Consider the following 18,206-nt stretch of genomic DNA (forward strand, 5'->3'; position numbering starts at 1 on the left):
AGGGCCTGGGCCAGTACGACACGGCCATGCAGGAGTACGACGAGGCGGAGAAGCTCGATCCGAACCTGGCCGCCATCTACCTCAACCGCGCCATCATCCTGCACCGCGCCAAGGACGCCCCGGAGCGCGCGCTGGAGCTCTACAAGAAGTACATCGGCATGAACGGCGGCGAGGTGGCCATGAACGCCGAGTCGCCCGTGTTCGGCCTGATGAAGGAGGCGGAGGCCGTGGTTCAGGCCAAGGCCGAGGCCAAGCAGGCCGAGGAGCAGGCCAAGCAGATGGAGGCCCTTCAGAAGAAGCAGCAGGACGAGCTCAAGAAGAACGAGGGCGGCCAGAAGCCTCCCCCGGGCGCGGCGGCTCCGGCCGGCAATGGCGCCGCGGCTCCTCCCGAGGATCCCACCGCGGCTCTGCCTCCGCCCACCCCGGACAAGGCGGCTGCCCCAGCGCAGCAGAAGGGGGCACCCGCCGCTCCGGCGCAGCAGACGGTCCCCGCGCCGCAGAAGGCCCCGGCCGGACAGAAGGCCGCCCCTGGGCAGAAGAATCCAGGCAAGGCGGATCCGACCGAGCCAAGTGACGAATTCTAGTCAGAATTCGAGGACTTGAGTGCGGCTCCGGGGAGTAGCGGGGCCGCCTCGAATGATGAGATTCTAGGACCCTGTTCCGATTGGAAGTTCTTAAGGAGATGGCGATGCGGAAGCTCCTGATGGTGTGCGCGATGCTGGCGGTGGCCCCGGCCTTTGCCGAGGACGCGGGTGGCGGTGGCGGCAAGGGCGGTGGCGGCGGCGGCGAAGGCAACGTGCGCTACAACAAGACGCAGACCATCGACTTCGAGGACGACACCATCGAGGGCGATCTCACCAAGCCGGATGGCGAGTACGTGGAGGCGCGCAAGAAGGTGCAGCACTCCAACCTCATCCGGATCCGTGAGGACTTCCAGGACAAGGTCATGCAGTCCGTGGGCGAGCTGTAGCCGCGAAAAAAAGCGGGAACCTTCCGCCACGCGTGGTGTCTGCCACCACGGGAAAGTCTACCGGGAGCCGTAAATGGCCGTTCCTCTGACACTCAAGGTCTTCAAGGGCGAGAGCCTGGTCTCCTCGAAGGATTTCGAGCGGGACATCATCAAGATTGGTCGTCTGTCCTCGGCCCACCTGTGCCTGGACGATGAGAAGGTCAGCCGCATCCACTCGGTCATCGAGGTGGGGGCGGACGGCTCTCTGTCCATCATCGACATGGGCAGCGTCGAGGGCACCTACGTCAACGGCAAGCGCGTCAACAAGGGCAAGGTCGTCTTCGGGGACGAGATCCGCGTGGGTGGCACCACCATCCGCCTGGAGAACCCGGCCGCCGTGGCCGCGGTGAACCTGGCCGCCGCCGTGTCCAACTCGGACGTCACCACGAAGATCCAGCTGCCCACGGCCGAGGCGCAGGTGGCCACGCAGCTCGCGCAGGCCGCCGCCGCGCCCGTGACGGCGGCTCCGGTGGTCGTGGCCGCTCCGGTGGCCGCTCCCGCGCCGGCGATGGACCCGTCCTTCGCCGCCACTCAGCAGAACGAGGTGCTGGCGCCGGTGGCCGAGGCTCCGGTCGAGGACGAGCCCCGCGTGCGCGCCGTGCGCCGGACCAAGGCCAGCGGCCCGCTGGGCGCCTCGGTGCGCTTCCTGTGGGGTGAGCAGCGCGTGGGCGAGTTCTTCCTCGCTCCGGGCAAGAAGAAGAGCCTCAGCGTGGGCAGCGCCGCGGGCGTGGACTTCGTCATGGGCGACGCCAAGCTGGGCAGCCCGCGCATGGAGGTGCTGCGCACCGACGGGCAGACGTTCAGCGTCTGCTTCCACGGCAAGATGAAGGGCGAGCTGCTGCGCAAGGACGAGACGCTGGAGCTCAACGCCGTCATCGAGTCCGGCAAGGCCACCAGCGACGGCGGCGCCTACGCGCTGACGCTCGAGCCGGAGGACGTGTTCTGGGTGGACCTGGGCGGGGTGACGATGGAGGTCACCTTCCAGCCGGTGCCCAAGCGCGTGTACGTCCCGCTGGCGGACTCGGTGGACTACCGCGCGCTCAACATCTTCCTGCTGATGTTCTTCGCCGGGACGATGTTCGTCATCAGCGCGATGAACCGCAGCGGAGACGGGGACGAGTTCGCCGACGAGCTGAACGGCAACGACTCGCGCCTGGCCAAGCTGATCATCAAGCCGCCCGAGACGCAGAAGAACAAGTTCCTCGAGCAGCTCAACCAGCAGAAGGCCGAGAAGGAGAAGAAGAAGGCCGGCGAGATGGCCGCCAAGCAGAAGGACACCGAAGGGGCCATGGGCAAGAAGGACAACACGCCCAAGACCCAGAACCGCACCGCGCCGCAGGGCCAGAAGGACAAGAAGGACGAGGCGCGCGCGCTGACGCAGAAGATCTTCGGCGGCGGCAAGGGCGGTGTCTCCACCATCTTCGGCAGCGCGGGCCTGGGCGGCGAGCTCAAGAGCGCCATGGGCAACATGTTCGGCGCCAAGGCGGGTGACTCGGGCGGCTTCGGCGGCCTGGGCATCCGTGGTAACGGCGGCGGCGGCGGCGGCACCGGGGACACCATCGGCATTGGCGCCATCGGCACCAAGGGCCGGGGTGGCGGCACCAGCACCTATGGCTCGGGCGTGGGCGTGCTGGGAGGCAAGCAGAGCGTGGACGTGGGCATCACCTCCTCGGAGCCCATGGTCATGGGCTCGCTGGACAAGGAGCTCATCCGCAAGGTGGTGCGCGACCACATGGGGCAGATCCGCTTCTGCTACGAGAGCCAGCTGTCCCGCTTCCCCAAGCTGTCCGGCAAGGTGACCATCAAGTTCATCATCAACGCCGACGGCAAGGTGGTCTCCTCGTCGGTGGCCTCGTCCACCATGGGCAACGCCGAGGCGGAGAACTGCATCGCGGGCCGCGTGCACACCTGGGAGTTCCCCAAGCCCAAGGGCGGCGGCGTGGTCGTCGTCAACTACCCGTGGAACTTCAAGGCCGCCGGCGAGTAACGCGGGGCGGATGAAAAATTGTAGTAGGGAAGCGGGCGGGCTCGGCATCGGGTCCGCCCGCGTCGCTTTTTCGGCGCCGGTTGCCACGGGCGCGATAACGTCATGACCTGCATGAAAGCTCTTGCGTCCCTTGCCCTGTTCACCGTGCTCGTCGTGCCAACGCTGGCGCGGGCCCAGAAGGCCACGGCCTCCAAAAACCCCGTGAAGGATCGTCCGGCCGAGACGTTCAACGAGATTGAGCGCGGCCTGTACTTCGCCGTGCAGGCGGGCCCCTCCTTCCTCGTCAATCCGCCCGCGGACTCAGGCCCTCAGCCCTTCTCGAGCGGGCAGGCGGCCCAGGTGGAGGTGGGCATCGATCTGGGCGAGCGCCTGTCCCTGGGCTTCTTCCTGATGGGCTCGGCCAACCGGGCGGGCTCGGACTACATCGGCAAGTCGGGCGGGGCGGCGTCCGGTGACTTCTCGTCCCTGGTGCCGGGGGTCACGCTGCGCGCCCACCTGGTGGGCTTCGAGGACAATCAGGAGGTCAAGCGCACCTTCATCTATGCCCGAGCGGGGGTGGGCTACTCGATGTTCTCGCCCAAGCTGCTCCTTCCGGATGCCGACATTCTGGTGTTCGCCGGGCCGGGAGTGGAGTACTACACGCGCCTGCGCCACTTCTCAGTGGGCCTCGAGGTGACTGGAAGCTATCTGCTCTCCTCGGGAACAGTCGGGTTCGCGGTGATGCCGAACCTTCGCTACGCGTTCTAGCGGGAGACACACGTGCCTCAGGAGAATGGAAGCGGTGGTGGGCCGCGCGGTGGTGGTGGGCGCGGCCGGGATGGGGGCCCTGGCCAGGGGCCTCGTCGTGAGGGGGGTGGATTTGGGGGCCGTGACGGCGGCGGCTTCGGAGGCCGCGAGGGTGGCCGTGGCCGGGGCGATGGGCCGGGCCGTGGCCGCGGCCGTGGCCGGGATGACGAGCGGGCGAGCGGCCCAGGCCAGCGCGTCATCGTCGAGCTAGGTGCCCTCGAGAAGGCGCTGTCCAAGAACGACTTCGCGTCCCAGAAGGGGCCGCTCGAGGCGATCGTCCGCGCGCTGCGCCCCATGCGGCTCAAGTCGCTGGACGACCTGGACATGAATACGCGTGGCCGGCTCATCACCACGCTGCTGCGCGTGCAGCGCCAGCCGAAGCCGCCCGCGCCCGAGGCCGCGCCTGCCGCTCCGGCCGAGGGAGCACCAGCGGCTGAGGCGGCTGCTCCGGCTCCGGAGGCGGCTCCTGCCGAGGGTGCGGCTCCTGCCGAGGGTGCGGCTCCTGCCGAGGGTGCGGCTCCTGCCGAGGGTGCGGCTCCTGCCGAGGGCGCGGCTCCGGCGGCTCCTGCTGAGGGCGCGGCCCCGGCGGCTCCCGCTGCGGATCCGGTCAAAGAGAAGTTCGTCGCCTATTCGGACGTGATGTTCCTGGTGGGGCAGGTCTGGCGCGCCGCGGGGGAGCGCGAGCGGGCCGAGACGGCGTTCTCCGCCAGCGGTCGTCAGCCGGGCCCGGAGCAGGAGGCGCCGGTGCGCGCCGAGGGCGAGCGCCGTGAGCGCCCCGAGCGGGGTGAGCGTCCGGAGCGGGGTGAGCGCGGTGAGCGTCGCGACCGTCCGGAGCGCGGTGAGCGTCCGGAGCGCCGTGAGCGCCCCGAGCGGGGTGAGCGCCCGGAGCGAGGGCCTCGTCCGGAGCGCCGTGAGCGTCCTGATCGGCCTGAGCGTCAGCCGATGCCGGAATTGACCGGCGACTGGTCCGAGCAGGCCAAGCAGCTCGAGGCGATGGGCCGCACCCGGGACGCGGGCCGGCTGCACGAGCGCAACAACTCGTTCGCCGAGGCTGTCCGCTTGTTCGAGGCGGGCGGGGACGTGAAGAGCGCGCTGCGGTGCGCGGTCGAGGGCAAGGATCTGGATGCGTCGCGCCGCCTCGTCTCGGGGCTGCCCGCGGATCAGATCGCTCCCACGCTGGAGAAGGCCGGCGCGTACGAACTCCTCATGGAGCACTACGTCGGCAAGGCGGACTTCGAGAACGTGGCACGGCTGTATGAGCGGGCCCGGCAGTTCGACCAGGCGGCGCTCGCGTACGAGCGGGCCAACAAGCTGACCCAGGCTCGCAAGGCGTACGAGCGCGCCCGGGACATGGCCAGCGCCAACCGCGTCCGGGGCCTCGAGGTGAAGTCGCTGGTGGAGCGCGGGGATCGACTGGGCGCGGCGACGCTCCTGGTGGCCGCGGGCCAGAACCGCGAGGCCGTGGAGGTGCTCGGCTCTCTGCCTCCGCCCAAGGCGTTCCACTTCATGCAGCGGCTCAAGCTCGACGAGGAGGCCAAGGCGCTCGCTCAGCGCGAGCTGGCCCGCGCCGACGAGGAGAAGAAGCCGGCCGGGCGCGCCCGGTGGCTCGAGCTGCTGGGACAGACCGCCGACGCCGCCGAGGCCTGGGAGCAGGCTGGCCGCAAGGAGAAGGCCCTCCCGCTCCATGAGCAGCTGGGCAACCTGGCGCGAGCCGCCCAGCTGGCCGAGGAGCTGCAACAGCGGGCGAAGGCCATGGAGCTCTACACGCGGCTCAATGATGCCGCGGGCTTGGAGCGCGCCAAGGCCCTGCCGGAGACGCCTCCGGCCCCCGCGGCCTCGGCTCACAAGGATTCCGAGCCGGGTTCCGAAGCCGGTTCCGAGTCCACTTCTCCTGCCTCCTCGCCTGGGGAGCAGGAAAGTCAATAGTTCTCGCCGGTTGGCGAGCTTTGCGCGATTGCTCGGGGGCGCTCTGGATCGCTAGAGTCGCCCCCTCTAGCGCCTCCGTGCGGTTGCGCTCCCTTTCCCGCGAGGCCCGCTCTACATGGAACAGACATCCTCTCCGCGCCCCTCTGTGCGTGCGACCGACGAACGGTCCTTCCTCGAAGCCGAGGCCACCTTGGAGAAGGCCGGTCGTGTCGAGGAGCTCATCCGGCTCTACGAGAGCCGGGGTCGTGAGGTCCCTGCTCCCGAGGCCGCGCGCCTGCTCGGTCGCGCCGCGGAGCTCTCGCTCGAGCGGCTCCGCAACCCGGCCCGTGCCGAGGAGCTGCTGCGTCGCGCGCTGCTGCTGGCCCCCGAGCCGCTCCCCGTGCTGCGTGGGCTCAAGGCACTCTACGAGGCCAAGCAGGATGCGTCCGCGCTCGCCGACACGCTGGAGCGGCTGGCCAGCGCCACCACCGGCAACGAGAGCGCGGCCCTCTTCCTGAAGGCGGCGGATCTCTACGAGACCAAGCTCTTCCGGCGGGACCGGGCGGTGTTCTGCCTGCAGCAGGCCGCGCGGGCCGAGCCGGACCGGGCGACCTACCGGCGGCTGCGTCAGCTCCTGCTGGCCGAGGATCGCTTCCACCCCGTCTTCGAGGCGCTGGAGCGCGAGCGCGAGGCGCTGGGCCCCGAGGGCATGGCCGACGAGTACGCCGTCGTCGCCGAGCGGCTGGTGGAGGATCCGACCGAGCACGCGCTGGCGCAGAAGGTGCTCGACGTGGCGCGCACGCTGGATGCGCAGAACGCGCGGGTGGAGAAGGCGCAGAAGGCGCTGCAGCGCTTCGAGCAGACGTGGCGCGACCGCGTGCGGATGCTGCGCAGCATGTCGCTGGAGGAGCGGGACCGGAAGAGCGCGGCGCGGCTGTCGCTGCTCGTGGCGAAGCTCTTCGCCTGGTACGAGCCGACGGCGGCGGGCAAGGTGAAGGAGGCGCTGGATCGGTGCTTCCTGCTGTGGCCGGGCATGCCCGAGGCCCTCAACCTGATCGAGAAGCTGGCCGAGCGCAGCGGGGACTTCACCCCGGCGATCGCCCAGCTCGAGGCCATGGCCGCCGAGGCCAAGGATCGCACCGCCCAGGTGGACCTGTGGCTGCGCGTGGGCACCGGGCGCCTGACGCGGCTCAACGATCCGGCGGGCGCGCTGGCGGCCATCGAGAAGGCGGCGGCGGCGGATCCTACTCGCGCGGACGCGGTGAACCTGGCGGCCGAGATGCTGATGGAGCACGGGCGGGCGGCCGATGCCGTCGCGGTGCTCGAGAAGCACGTGGCCACGGTGAAGGATCGCCAGACGCAGTCCTCGCTGCGGATGCGGCTGGCGGACCTGTGCCTGGGGCAGTTGCAGGACGGTGCCGCGGCGCGCGTGCACCTGGAGGCGGCGCTCAAGAGCGATCCTTCCAACGCGCTCGCGGCCTTCCACCTCGCCCGGCTGTTGGCGGAGGCCGAGCAGTTCGACGTGGTGGAGCCGTTGCTGGATCTGGCCATGCTCGCCCCACGGCCGAAGACCGAGCGCATCGCCTTCTGCGAGTCCCTGGCGATGGTCTTCGAGGAGAAGGGGGACGCGCGGCGGGCCTTCGGCGTGCTGTCGCGGGCGCTGGTGCTGGATCCCGCCCGGCCGCTGCTGCTGGGGACGGTGGTGGAGCACGCGGAGAAGGCCGAGGCTCAAGCCGAGCTGGCCATGGCGCTCAAGCGCGCCGTGCTGGTGGCGCCCGAGCAGGTCGCGCTGGCCATCTGGCGGCAGCTCGCGCAGATCCTCCAGGGGCCGTTGGCGGATCCCGTGGGCGCCGAGGCGGCCTGGCGCGAGGTGCTGGCCCGCTCGCCGGGGGACTCGGTGGCCGAGGAGGCCGTGAAGTCGCTCAAGGCGGCGGCGGCGCTCGCGGACGATCCGCGGGTGAAGCTGGAGGGCGAGATCAAGCGCAAGGAGGCCGCGAGCGCGCCTCCCGAGGAGATCGAGCCGCTGGCTCGGCAGCTCGTCACCCTGGCGCCGGAGGAGCCTGGACCGCTGCAGCGGCTTCAGGCGGTGTGCGTGTCGCTCTCCAAGTTCGAGGAGGCCGCGGCGCTGGCGGGTAAGCTGGCGACGCTCACCGAGACGCAGGTGGAGCGCAGTGACTGGACGGCGCGGCAGGCGAAGCTCTACGCCGAGCGGCTGAACCGGCCCCAGGACGCGGCGCAGATCTTCCTGAAGCTCCTGGCGGAGAACGTCTCCACGGGTCTGGTGGTGGGTGGGCTCGAGCGGCTGGCCTCGGCCAACATCCGGACCGGGGAGATCGCCGAGGCGCTCGCCAACCACTACGGCCGGACGGGCGATCACCAGCGGCAGGTCGCCGCGCTCCAGCAGCAGCTGGATGCCACGACCGAGCCCGCGGCGCGTCAGCGTCTGTTCACGGTGCTGGCGACGATCCACGAGAAGCAGCTCGCCGACAGCCGGGCGGCCTTCGACTGCCGCGTCCGCGCGCTGCGTGAGAACCCCAAGGACGAGCTGAGCCGCACCGAGGCGCTGCGCCTGGCGCAGGATCTCTCCGCGCAGGCGGAGCTGGTGCGCGTGCTGCGCCGGCTGGCGACGGAGACCGAGGAGCTGGCGGTCGCCGTGCAGCTCCTGTCGGACTCGGCGGCCCTGGCCGAACAGGTCGGCGCCGTGCCGGACGCCATCGACGCGCTGCAGGCGGCGTTCGGCCGGGCTCCCGAGTCTCCCGAGCTGCTCCAGCGGCTGCTGCGGCTGCTCTGGCGCGCGGGGCGCACGGCGGACGCCGAGGCGCTGCTTCGCAAGCGCATCCAGACGGCCAAGGGTCAGGAGCGCCTGAAGCTGCTGCTCCAGCTTGTGGAGCTCAACGCGCAGACGGGGCGTCCGGCGGATGCCGCCGAGGCGCTCCAGGCAGCCCTGTCGCACGGCGCGGAAGAGGGCAAGTACCTGCCGCGGCTCGCCGAGCTGTACGAGAAGGCGGGACGCACCAGCGAGCTGAACGAGACGCTCGCCCGGATGGTGGCGCTCGCGGAGACGGCGGGAGACACCGAGAAGGTGGCGCGGCTGAAGCTCAAGCGCGCACAGCTCCTCCAGGGCGCTCCGGGGGGCGATCAGGCCGAGGCGGTGCGCAGCTACGCGGATATCCTCCGCCAGCGCCCGTCCGATCCGGATGCGCTCGCCGCGCTGGAGGGCATGCTCGCCTCCGGTCCCGCTCGCGAGGAGGCGGCGAGGGCCCTGCTGCCGGCGTACGAGCTCACCAAGGATCACCGCAAGCTGGTGGCCGCGTTGGATGTGCTCGCCGAGGTGGCGAAGGATGATGGGGCTCGGGCCCAGGCGCTGCGCCAGGCGGCCCATGCGCACCTGACCCACCTGCGCCAGCCGGAGCTGGCCTTCGCGTCGCTCGCGCGGGCCATGCGCCTGACGCCGGGAGACACGGGGCTGCGGGCCACCGCGCGCCAGGCCGCCGAGGACGCGGACTCGCTCGACAGCTTCGCGGAGATCCTCCTGGAGCTGGCGGAGGAGGGCAATGTCGGTCCCGCACGCGCCGCGATCCTGCGCGAGCTGGCCGATGTGCAGGAGAAGAAGCTCGATGACAAGGCCGGCGCCATCAAGGCGCTGAGCGCGCTGCTGGCGCTGGAGCCCTCCAACATCGACTGCCTCAAGTCGCTGCAGCGGCTCCACCGCGCCGGCGAGCAGTGGGCCGAGGTGGCCGAGGTGCTCGAGAAGCTCGCCTCCGTCTCCACCGAGACCGCGGAGCAGGTGGCCTGCCTGCGCGAGGCGGCGCTGCTGCACGAGAGCAAGCTGGCGAACAAGGAGCGCGCCGCCGCTGCGTGGCGTGCGATCGCCGAGCGTGACGCGCTCCAGCGTGAGGCCGCTGCCTCGCTGGACCGGCTCTACACGGAGCTCAACCGCACGCAGGATCTGGCCTGGGCGCTCGCGCTGCGGCGGAGCCAGGAGGGCCAGAGCCCGCAGGGGCGCGAGGTCTCCTTCCGTCTCGCGGAGCTGCTGCGCACGTCGCTGAACAACCCCAACGCCGCGCTCAAGCTCTATGAGCGCATCCTGGCCGAGGATCCGGGTCACCCGGGCGCTCGCGCCGCGCTGGAGGAGTGGGTGAAGGCGGCCCTGACGACGAGCCGGGCGGCGCTGGAGACGCTCGATCCGGTGCTCCAGCAGCTAGGAGATCATGCCCGCCGCGTGGCTCTGCGCGAGACGCGCATGGAGGCCGCGCTCACGGTGGAGAAGGCGCAGCTGGCCGCGGAGATCCGCCGCATCTACGAGCAGGAGATGCAGCAGCCGTCGCTCGCCTTCATGGCGGCGGTGAAGGCGTTCGCCGCGGGGATCGATCGGGAAGCGCTGCGGCCGGACCTGGAGCGGCTCGCGCGTGAGACGGGCTCGCACGAGACCCTGGCGGAGATCTACGAGGACGCGGCCACGGATCTGCCCTCGGGCGATGCGTCCGCGCTGGCGCTGCTGCGCCGGACCGCGGAGCTGCGCGAGCAGCTCAACCAGCCCGAGGAGGCCACCCGCCTCTGGAAGAACCTGCTGAAGGACGCACCCCAGGATCGCCAGGCCCTCGAGGCCCTGTCGCGCCTGTACGAGAAGGGCCAGAACGCGAAGAACCTCTCCGAGGTGTACGCGACGCAGGCCCAGCTCTCGACGGATCCCGAGGCGCGGCGTGGCCTGCTGCTCAAGGCGGGTGACGCCTTCGCCAGCGCGGGTGAGGACGCGAAGGCCATCGAGGCCTACCGCTCGGCGCTCGCCATCAAGAAGGGGACCGAGGGGCTGCTCGCGCTGGACAAGCTGTTCGCGAAGGGGCACCGCGTCCAGGAGCAGGCGGACGTGCTGGCCCAGCTCGCGGAGCTGGCGGCGGACGCCGAGTCCCGCCGTGGTTTCATGCTGCGCCGCGCCCAGCTCCTGGAGCTTGCGGGGAGCACGGCCGAGGCGCTCATCGCCTACCGTGGGCTGCTGGAGCTGGTGCCGGGCGATCCGCAGGGCATCGCGGGCCTGGAGCGTCTGTTCGCGCAAGAAGGTCAGCGCCTGGATGCGGCCCGCCTGCTGGAGCCCGTCTACCGGAGCGTCAACGACACGCGGAAGCTGGTGGAGGTGCTGGAGGTGCTGCTGGTCTCCGCCCCGCCGGAGCAGCGGCTGGAGCGCATGCAGGAGATCGCCATCCTGCGCGAGGCGCTCGGGCAGACGTCGCTGGGCTTCGCCGCGCGCCTGCGCGCCTTCAACGAGTTCCCGCAGGCCCCGAGCGTCCTCGAGGAGCTGGAGCGGCTCGCGGCCGACTCGGGCTCCTTCGAGGAGGTGGCGGCCGCCTACGAGGATCAGCTCGAGCGCGGGGTGAAGGAGCCCCTGGCGGGCGAGCTGTGGCGGCGCCTGGCGGCCATCTACGACGGGCGCCTGAAGCGCTACGATCTGGCGGTCCGCGCGTTGGAGGAGGTCAGCCGGCGCGACCCGTACAACAAGGACGTGCTCGAGTCGATCGCGCGCATCCACCGGCGCACGGGCGCGCACCGCGATCTGGCGCTGATCATGCGGCGGCAGGTGGCGGCGGAGACCAACGCCAGCTCGCAGATCAACCTGCTCTTCGAGCTGGGCCACCTGGCGGAAGAGACGCTGTCGGACAAGGCGCTCGCCGCGCAGGCCTACCGCGAAGTCCTGGATCGGCGGCCGGAGAACGGCAACGCGCTCAAGCTGCTGGGCAAGGTCCTCACGGAGATGGAGCGCTGGCCCGAGCTGGCGCAGCACATCGAGCGGGAGATCCAGCTCGCGGACGCGCGCAACGCGGTGGAGGAGGCCTCGGATCTGCGCGTGCGCCTGGGCCGCCTGAAGTTCACCCGCCTGGATGATCCGCGCGGCGCGCTGGATGTGTACCAGGCGGTGCTCACGCGCCGGGCCGGACACGCGGGAGCGGTGGGCGCGCTGGAGGAGATGGCGCGCTCGGAGAGCCCGCTGCGTGGCGCGGCGGCCAGCGCCCTGGAGCCGGTGTTCGCCGGGGTGGGAGACCACCTCAAGCAGGTGCAGATGCTGGAGGCGCGGGCCTCCGTGGAGCCGGTGCCCCAGGAGCGCGCGGCGCTGCAGCGCCGCATCGCGGAGACCTACGCGGGGCCCATGCAGAACGCGGAGCTGGCGTTCGTGTACGCGGTGCGGGCGCTCCAGGATCTGCCGGATGAGCCTCGCTCGCTGGAGCTGTGCCTCTCGCTGGTGGAGCCGGCGGGAACGGCCGAGGAGCTGGTGGAGGTCCTCGCCGGCATCGCCCCGAAGGCGAGCGATGCGGCGCGGGGAGAGCTGTACCGGGCGGTGGCTCGGCTCCAGGCGCGCATGGGCGAGGACAACGAGGCGCTCGCCGCGTGGCGCAAGGTGCTCGAGGTCCGTCCCACGGACGAGGAGGCCCTGGAGAGCGTGGGGCGCCTGCTGACGTCCGAGGGCAAGCCCACGGAGCTGCTCGAGGTGCTGCGCCGTCAGCTCGCCATGGCCGAGGATCCGGCCCGCCGCGCCGCGGTGCTCTTCCAGATCGGCGTGCTGCAGGAGGATCAGCTCAAGGACAACCTGGGAGCGCTCGCCACCTTCCGGCGGCTGATGGAGCTCAAGCCGGACGACGCCGCGGCGCTGGCCCGCATGGAGAGCCTCTGCCAGAAGCAGGAGCGGTGGCCGGAACTGGCGGACGTGCTGGCCAAGCGCATCGCGCTGATGCCGCCGGAGCAGGGGCTGGAGCTGAAGTTCCGCCTGGCCACCGTGCGCGAGACGAAGCTGCTCGACAAGACGGGAGCGCTGGCGCTCTACGGCGAGGTGCTCTCGCTGCAGCCCAACCATGCGGGCGCGGTGGCGCGCATGGAGGCGTGGGTGACCCGCGAGCCGCAGAACCTGCTCGCGGTGGAGACGCTGCTGCGTGCCTTCCGGGCCAGCGGCGACATCGCCAAGCTGGCGCAGTTCATCGAGATCCGCGTCGGTGTGTCCACGGACGCGTTCGAGAAGAAGGCGCTGCTCGGAGAGCTGGCCACCCTGCGCGAGACGCAGGGCGAGGCGGAGCTGGCCTTCCTCGCCCTCTTCCGCGCGTTCAAGGAAGACCCCAACGACGGCGAGCTGCGTCGCCGGCTGGAGAGCGCGACCGACGCCTCCAACACGTATGACGAGCTGGTGTCCGCCTACGAGGAGTCCCTGCCGCGCGTCGCCGAGGCGGCGGATGCGGCGGAGGTCTGCCTCAAGCTCGGCCAGATGCTGGAGACGCGCCTGAGGGAGCCCGAGCGCGCCATCACCTACTACGAGCGCGCGCGCAGCCTGCACGCCTCGGTGCAGGAGAAGGCCTTGCTCGCGCTGGATCGGCTCTACGTGGAGCTGGAGGCGTGGCCGGAGCTGGCGGGCGTGCTGGAGCAGTTGGCCACGGGTGCCACGGTGCCCGCGGACAAGGTGGGCTTCCTCTTCCGCCTGGGGCAGATCTTCCAGGAGCGGTTGGACAGCCTGGACCGGGCCGCGTCGGCCTACGAGCAGATCCTCAAGATCGATCCGGGACACCTGGCGTCCGCGCGGCTCCTCGAGGGGCTGTACGAGGCGGCGGGAGCGAACGACAAGCTGTACGCCATCCTCCAGCACGAGCTCGAGCGTGTCTCCGGCTCCGAGAAGGAGCGCGTGCTCGGCAAGATGGCGCAGGTGTCGGACGAGGGCCTGGAGGATCTGGGCCGCTCGATCGAGCTGTACCGCGAGCTGCTCGCGAAGAACCCGCGCAACGAGCAGGCGTTCAGCGCGCTGGAAGGGTTGCTGGAGCGTGCCGGCCGGCCGGAGGAGCTGCGCACGTTGCTGGCGGACCGTCTGGCACAGACGCTGGATCCGCGCGAGGTGGTGCGCCTCAACGAGCGCCTGGGCCGGGTGGTGTACCGCCTGCTGAAGCAGCCCGAGGCGGCGGTGCCGTACTTCAAGGCCGCGCTCGATCGCGACCCACGCCACCGCGGAGTGCTGGACACGCTGCGCGAGCTCTACGAAGAGACGCAGCAGCGCGACGAATTGGTGAGCGTGCTGCGCCGGCTCGTGCCGTTGCAGGAGTCCTCCGAGGGCGTGAAGGCGCTGCGCTTGCGCCTGGCCGAGGTGCTGGCGGAGATGAACCGCCGCGAGGAGGCGCTGGACGCCGCTCGGCGGGCCCTGGAAGTGGAGCCGCACTCGGTGCCGGATCTGGACCGGGTCCACGCGCTCTTCGTCTCGCTGCGCGCCTACAACGACGCCGTTCGCGCCCTGGAGCTGAAGGTGCAGGTGCACCTGGCCGCCGAGGAGCGGGAGCAGGCTGTCGATACGTACTTCGCGGTGGCGGACATGTGGGAAGGCCCGGGCGCCAAGCCCGAGCTGTCCGCCGGCGCGCTGGAGAAGGTGTTGGAGCTGGATCCGGCCAACCGGAAGGCCTTCGAGCGGGTGTCCACGCTGTACCGGGGCCACAACGACTGGCGCGCCTACGCCGGAGTGGTGGACCGCTACATGCCTCACCTCGTCACGGACGAGGAGAAGCTCTCCTGGCTGCGTGAGCTGGCGCGAGTGCAGGAGGAGCGGCTCGGGCAGAAGGACGTGGCGTTCCTGGCGCTCTGCCGTGCCCTCCAGATCGACGCCGCGGATGACACGCTCCGCGAGGAAGTGGAGCGCCTGGCGAACGAGACGGGCTCGCACGAGGAGCTGGCCGCCGTCTACGAGGAGGTGGCGGACTCGCTGCCGCGAGGCCCGCTGGCCGAGCGCATCTACGCCACGCTGGCGCGCGTGCACAACGAGCGGCTGGATGATGCTCCCGCCGCCGAGGCCGCGTTCCGCAAGATCCTCGAGTTCGATCCGACGAACGCCACGGCGCTCGACGGGCTGGCCGCGATGTTCCACAAGCGTGGCCGGGACCGCGAGTACGTGGTGGCCCTGGAGCAGAAGCTCGAGGCTGCCGCGTCCATCGAGGCGCGCAAGGGCATCCTGAAGGAGATCGCCCGCGTCTACGACGAGACCATCGGCGATCCGGCGGAGGCCGCCACGTCCCTGCTGCGAGCGCTGGAACTCGAGCCGGACATGGAGACGCTGGGCGTGCTCACGGCGCTCTATCGCCGTCAGAACCAGCACCAGAACGTCGCCGCGACGCTGCTCCGCACGAGGGATCTCGCCGCCACCACCGAGGAGCGTGCGCGCATCCAGGTGCAGGTGGCGGGCGTCTACGAGCGGGACATCGGTGACGACGAGGCCGCGGTGGTGGCCTACCGGCAGGCGCTGGAGTTCGATCCGGAGAACCGCGAGGCGCTGGAGTCCCTGGAGCGGCTGCACACCAAGCTCGATCAGCCGGCGGAGCTGCTGGCCGTGTACGAGCGGATGCTCGAGCTGAGCACGGACTACCGCGAGCGCGTCCGCGTGCTCTTCCGCAGCGCCGGCATCTGGGAGGACAAGTACCAGAACCCCGCCAACGCGGACGCCTGCGTCGAGGCCATCCTGGCCATCGATCAGACGAACATGCAGGCGATCAAGACGCTCATCCGCCTGCGGCGCACGCAGGAGCGGTGGGAGGATCTGATCACCGCCTACGAACGTCAGCTCGCGTTGACGTCCGAGCCGAAGGAACAGGCCGAGCTCTACGTGGAGATGGGCACCGTCTACCACCAGCAGCTCAAGGTGGTGGACCGCGCGGTGGACAGCTACGGCTACGCGCTGCAGGTGGATCCCACCTGCCGGCAAGCGATGCACGCCCTGGGCAACCTCTACGAGCGCAGCGGCAACTGGCCCTTCGCCCTGGAGATGCTGCAGCGCGAGGCCCAGGTCGCGGGCCAGACGCAGGAGGCGGTGGAGCTGTTCCACCGCATGGGCAAGATCAACGAAGACATGTTGATGGACACGGGCAGCGCCAAGAGCAACTACCAGCAGGCGCTCGCGATCGACTCGGGGTATCTGCCCAGCATCCGCGCCCTCAAGGGCATCCAGGAGCAGGAGAAGGACTGGGGCGGCTACGAGCAGACGCTGCTCCAGGAGGCTCAGAGCTCCGAGGATCCGCAGGCCAAGGCCCGCGCCCTGTTGGACGTGGCGAAGTACCACGTGGAGACTCGGCAGGATCAGGACACGGCCACGCGCTACTTCGAGCAGGTGCTCAAGCACGTGCCGGACAGCCTCGAGGCGGCGCGCCCGCTGGCGGACGTCTACATCGCCCGCGAGGACTGGGTCATGGGCGAGAAGATGCTCGACATCGTCGCCCGGAAGATGGCGGAGAAGGCCATCGCGGAGAAGGATGGCGCGCTGACGGTGGAGCTGTCACGGCAGCTCTATCGGCTCGGCTACGTGTCGGAGAAGCTGGGCAAGCGCGAGAAAGCGCTCGACGCGTACGAGAAGTCCTACGGCCTGGACTCGCGCTACCTGGCCAACCTGGAGAGCTTCGGCAACCTGCTGGTGCATGCCAAGCGCTACGACGACGCGCTCAAGGTCTTCCAGGCCATCCTCATCCACCACCGCGAGAGCCTGACGGACCTGGAGGTGGTGGAGGTCTACTGGCAGCTCGGTGACGTGCTGGCCGCGCTCGGCCACGCGGATCGCGCCCAGAACCACTTCGAGAAGGCGCTCGCCATCGATCCGGGACACGAGCCGTCCCTGAGCGCCCTGGTGAAGCTGATGGACAAGGCGGGCCAGTACGAGAAGTCCGCCGAGCTGCGCCAGCAGCTGGTCAACGTGCTGGACGGGGAGGCCAAGGTCCGCGTCTTCCTGGAGCTGGGGCAGATCGCCCGGGACAAGCTCCAGGATCCGTACATGGCCATCGACGCGTTCAGCGGCGCCCTCAAGGAGCAGCCGGATGCGCTCGAGGTGATGGACTCGCTGTACGTGCTGCTGCGCGAGACGCGCCAGGGGCACAAGGCCGCGGACGTGCTGCAGCGGATGCTGTCGCTGCCGGCGCTGGCCGCCGAGCCCCACAAGGCCAAGCGCGTGTGGTTCGCGCTCGCGGAGATCCGCCGCGACGAGGCGAAGGACGTCGAGGGCGCCACCGAGGCCTTCAACAGGGCGCTGGATCTGGATCACCGCTTCGTCGAGGCCTTCAGCGCGCTGGAGGCGATGCTGGGCCAGGCCAGCCAGTGGAAGGCGCTGGAGGACAACTACGCGAAGATGCTCTCGCGTATCCCGAAGACGCCGGACACGCACGTGGCGCGCATGGCGCTGTGGAAGGCGCTGGGCGACCTGTACCTCCAGGTGCTGAAGAACACGGAGGGCGCGGTGGCGGCCTACGGCGTGGTGGCCAAGGGCCTGCCGGACGACGCCACGGTGCAGGAGACGTTCGCGGATGTGGCCGGGCAGCTCCCGGGCAAGGAGGAGGAGGCCATCGCGGCGCTCCGCCGCGCGCTGCCGAACACGAAGGATCCGCGCAAGGTGTGCGGGCAGCTCGTGCGCCTGATGGCGCTGCGCAAGGACTACGACGGGGCGTGGCTGGCCGCGCAGGCGGTGGCGGGGCTGGTGAACGAGGCGGGGGATGACGAGAAGGAGATCCTCACCAAGCTCGGGCCCTACGCCAAGCGTAAGGAAGTGGCGCAGCGCGCGCTGACCGACAGGCTGTGGCAGTCGCACCTGTTCCACCCGAAGGTGCGCACGCCGCTGTCCGAGCTGCTGGGGATCCTGTTCGAGCAGGTGGGGCACCTGTACGCGGTGCCCTTCCAGCAGTACCAGCTCGTCCCGAAGAAGCACCGGATCGACGTCGGCACCTCGCAGGAGTACCACGTCCACCACTACCGCTACGTGGCGCGGCTGTTCGGCATGGAGGCGGTGGAGCTGTACTCGCCCTTCCTCGTGGCCACCCGCGAGCGCCTGAGCCGGCGCACCAACGAGCCCGCGCCCGAGCCGATGATCAACGTGGACCTGCTGCAGACGCACCCGGCCGCGGTGCGAGTGGGCGGCAAGTTCTTCGCGGAGCAGGGCCAGAAGGAAGTCTATTACCTGCTGGGCCGCACGCTCGCGCTGGCGCGGCCGGAGCTCGCCTTCAGCCAGCGGCTAGCGCCGGATCGCCTCGAGGCCCTCCTCCAGGCGGCGCTCAGCATGGTGGCGCAGATCCGGCACACGGTGGATCCGCGCCTCTTCGCCGAGGCGCGGGGGCTGCTGGAGAAGAACCTCAGCGAGCCGGCCCGGGGGGCGCTGGCCAAGGTGGCGAGGGCCTACCTGCCCACGGCCAACCCGACGGATGTGCGCACCTGGCTGGAGGGCGCCGAACTCACCGCCTCCCGCGCGGGCCTCTTCGCCGCGGGCGAGATGGATGCCGTCTCGCGCATGGTCACCGGGGAGACAGGCTCGGCCTTCCGGGTGCCTCCCCGCACCAAGGTCCGGGATCTATTGGTATTCGCCACCTCTGAGGACCTGCATGATCTGCGTGTCGCCGTAGGGACGCACGTGGAGGTACAGGTGAGGAAGTAGCGGTTAGAACCCGGGCCAGGGTTCAGCCGTTGAAAGGCGACCGGGCGGTCATGGGACGCATCCTTGACCCCCCCGGGGAGCACCTCTACGATTTTGGCAGGATTTCTTCCGTC

The 18,206-nt window shown here is 70.5% G+C and carries 6 protein-coding genes; all 6 read left to right on the top strand.

Features of this window, described 5'->3' with window-relative positions:
• The coding region (locus tag ACJ8AT_RS10155) for a tetratricopeptide repeat protein (protein ID WP_407737464.1) at window positions 1–584 on the top strand (584 nt) is incomplete at its 5' end.
• Between the two features lie 104 nt (window positions 585–688).
• Entirely contained in the window at window positions 689–970 is a 282-nt protein-coding gene (cglF, locus tag ACJ8AT_RS10160) for an adventurous gliding motility protein CglF (RefSeq protein ID WP_407737465.1), read from the top strand.
• A gap of 73 nt (window positions 971–1,043) precedes the next feature.
• On the top strand, window positions 1,044–2,996 hold the full coding sequence (gene gltG, locus ACJ8AT_RS10165; protein ID WP_407737466.1) for an adventurous gliding motility protein GltG: 1,953 nt from the start codon (window positions 1,044–1,046) through the stop codon (window positions 2,994–2,996).
• 111 nt (window positions 2,997–3,107) lie between these two features.
• Window positions 3,108–3,743 carry an adventurous gliding motility protein CglE gene (gene cglE / locus ACJ8AT_RS10170; RefSeq protein ID WP_407737467.1) on the top strand — a complete coding sequence of 212 codons (636 nt, stop codon included), beginning with the start codon at window positions 3,108–3,110 and terminating at the stop codon, window positions 3,741–3,743.
• A gap of 12 nt (window positions 3,744–3,755) precedes the next feature.
• A complete protein-coding gene (locus ACJ8AT_RS10175; RefSeq protein ID WP_407737468.1) occupies window positions 3,756–5,708 on the top strand; it encodes a DEAD/DEAH box helicase in 1,953 nt (650 codons plus the stop codon).
• A gap of 115 nt (window positions 5,709–5,823) precedes the next feature.
• Complete coding sequence (locus ACJ8AT_RS10180) at window positions 5,824–18,093, top strand: tetratricopeptide repeat protein (protein WP_407737469.1); 12,270 nt, start codon at window positions 5,824–5,826, stop codon at window positions 18,091–18,093.
• Window positions 18,094–18,206: the final 113 nt, after the last annotated feature.

The sequence above is a fragment of the Hyalangium sp. genome (genome assembly GCF_045802625.1).
Taxonomy (GTDB): domain Bacteria; phylum Myxococcota; class Myxococcia; order Myxococcales; family Myxococcaceae; genus Hyalangium.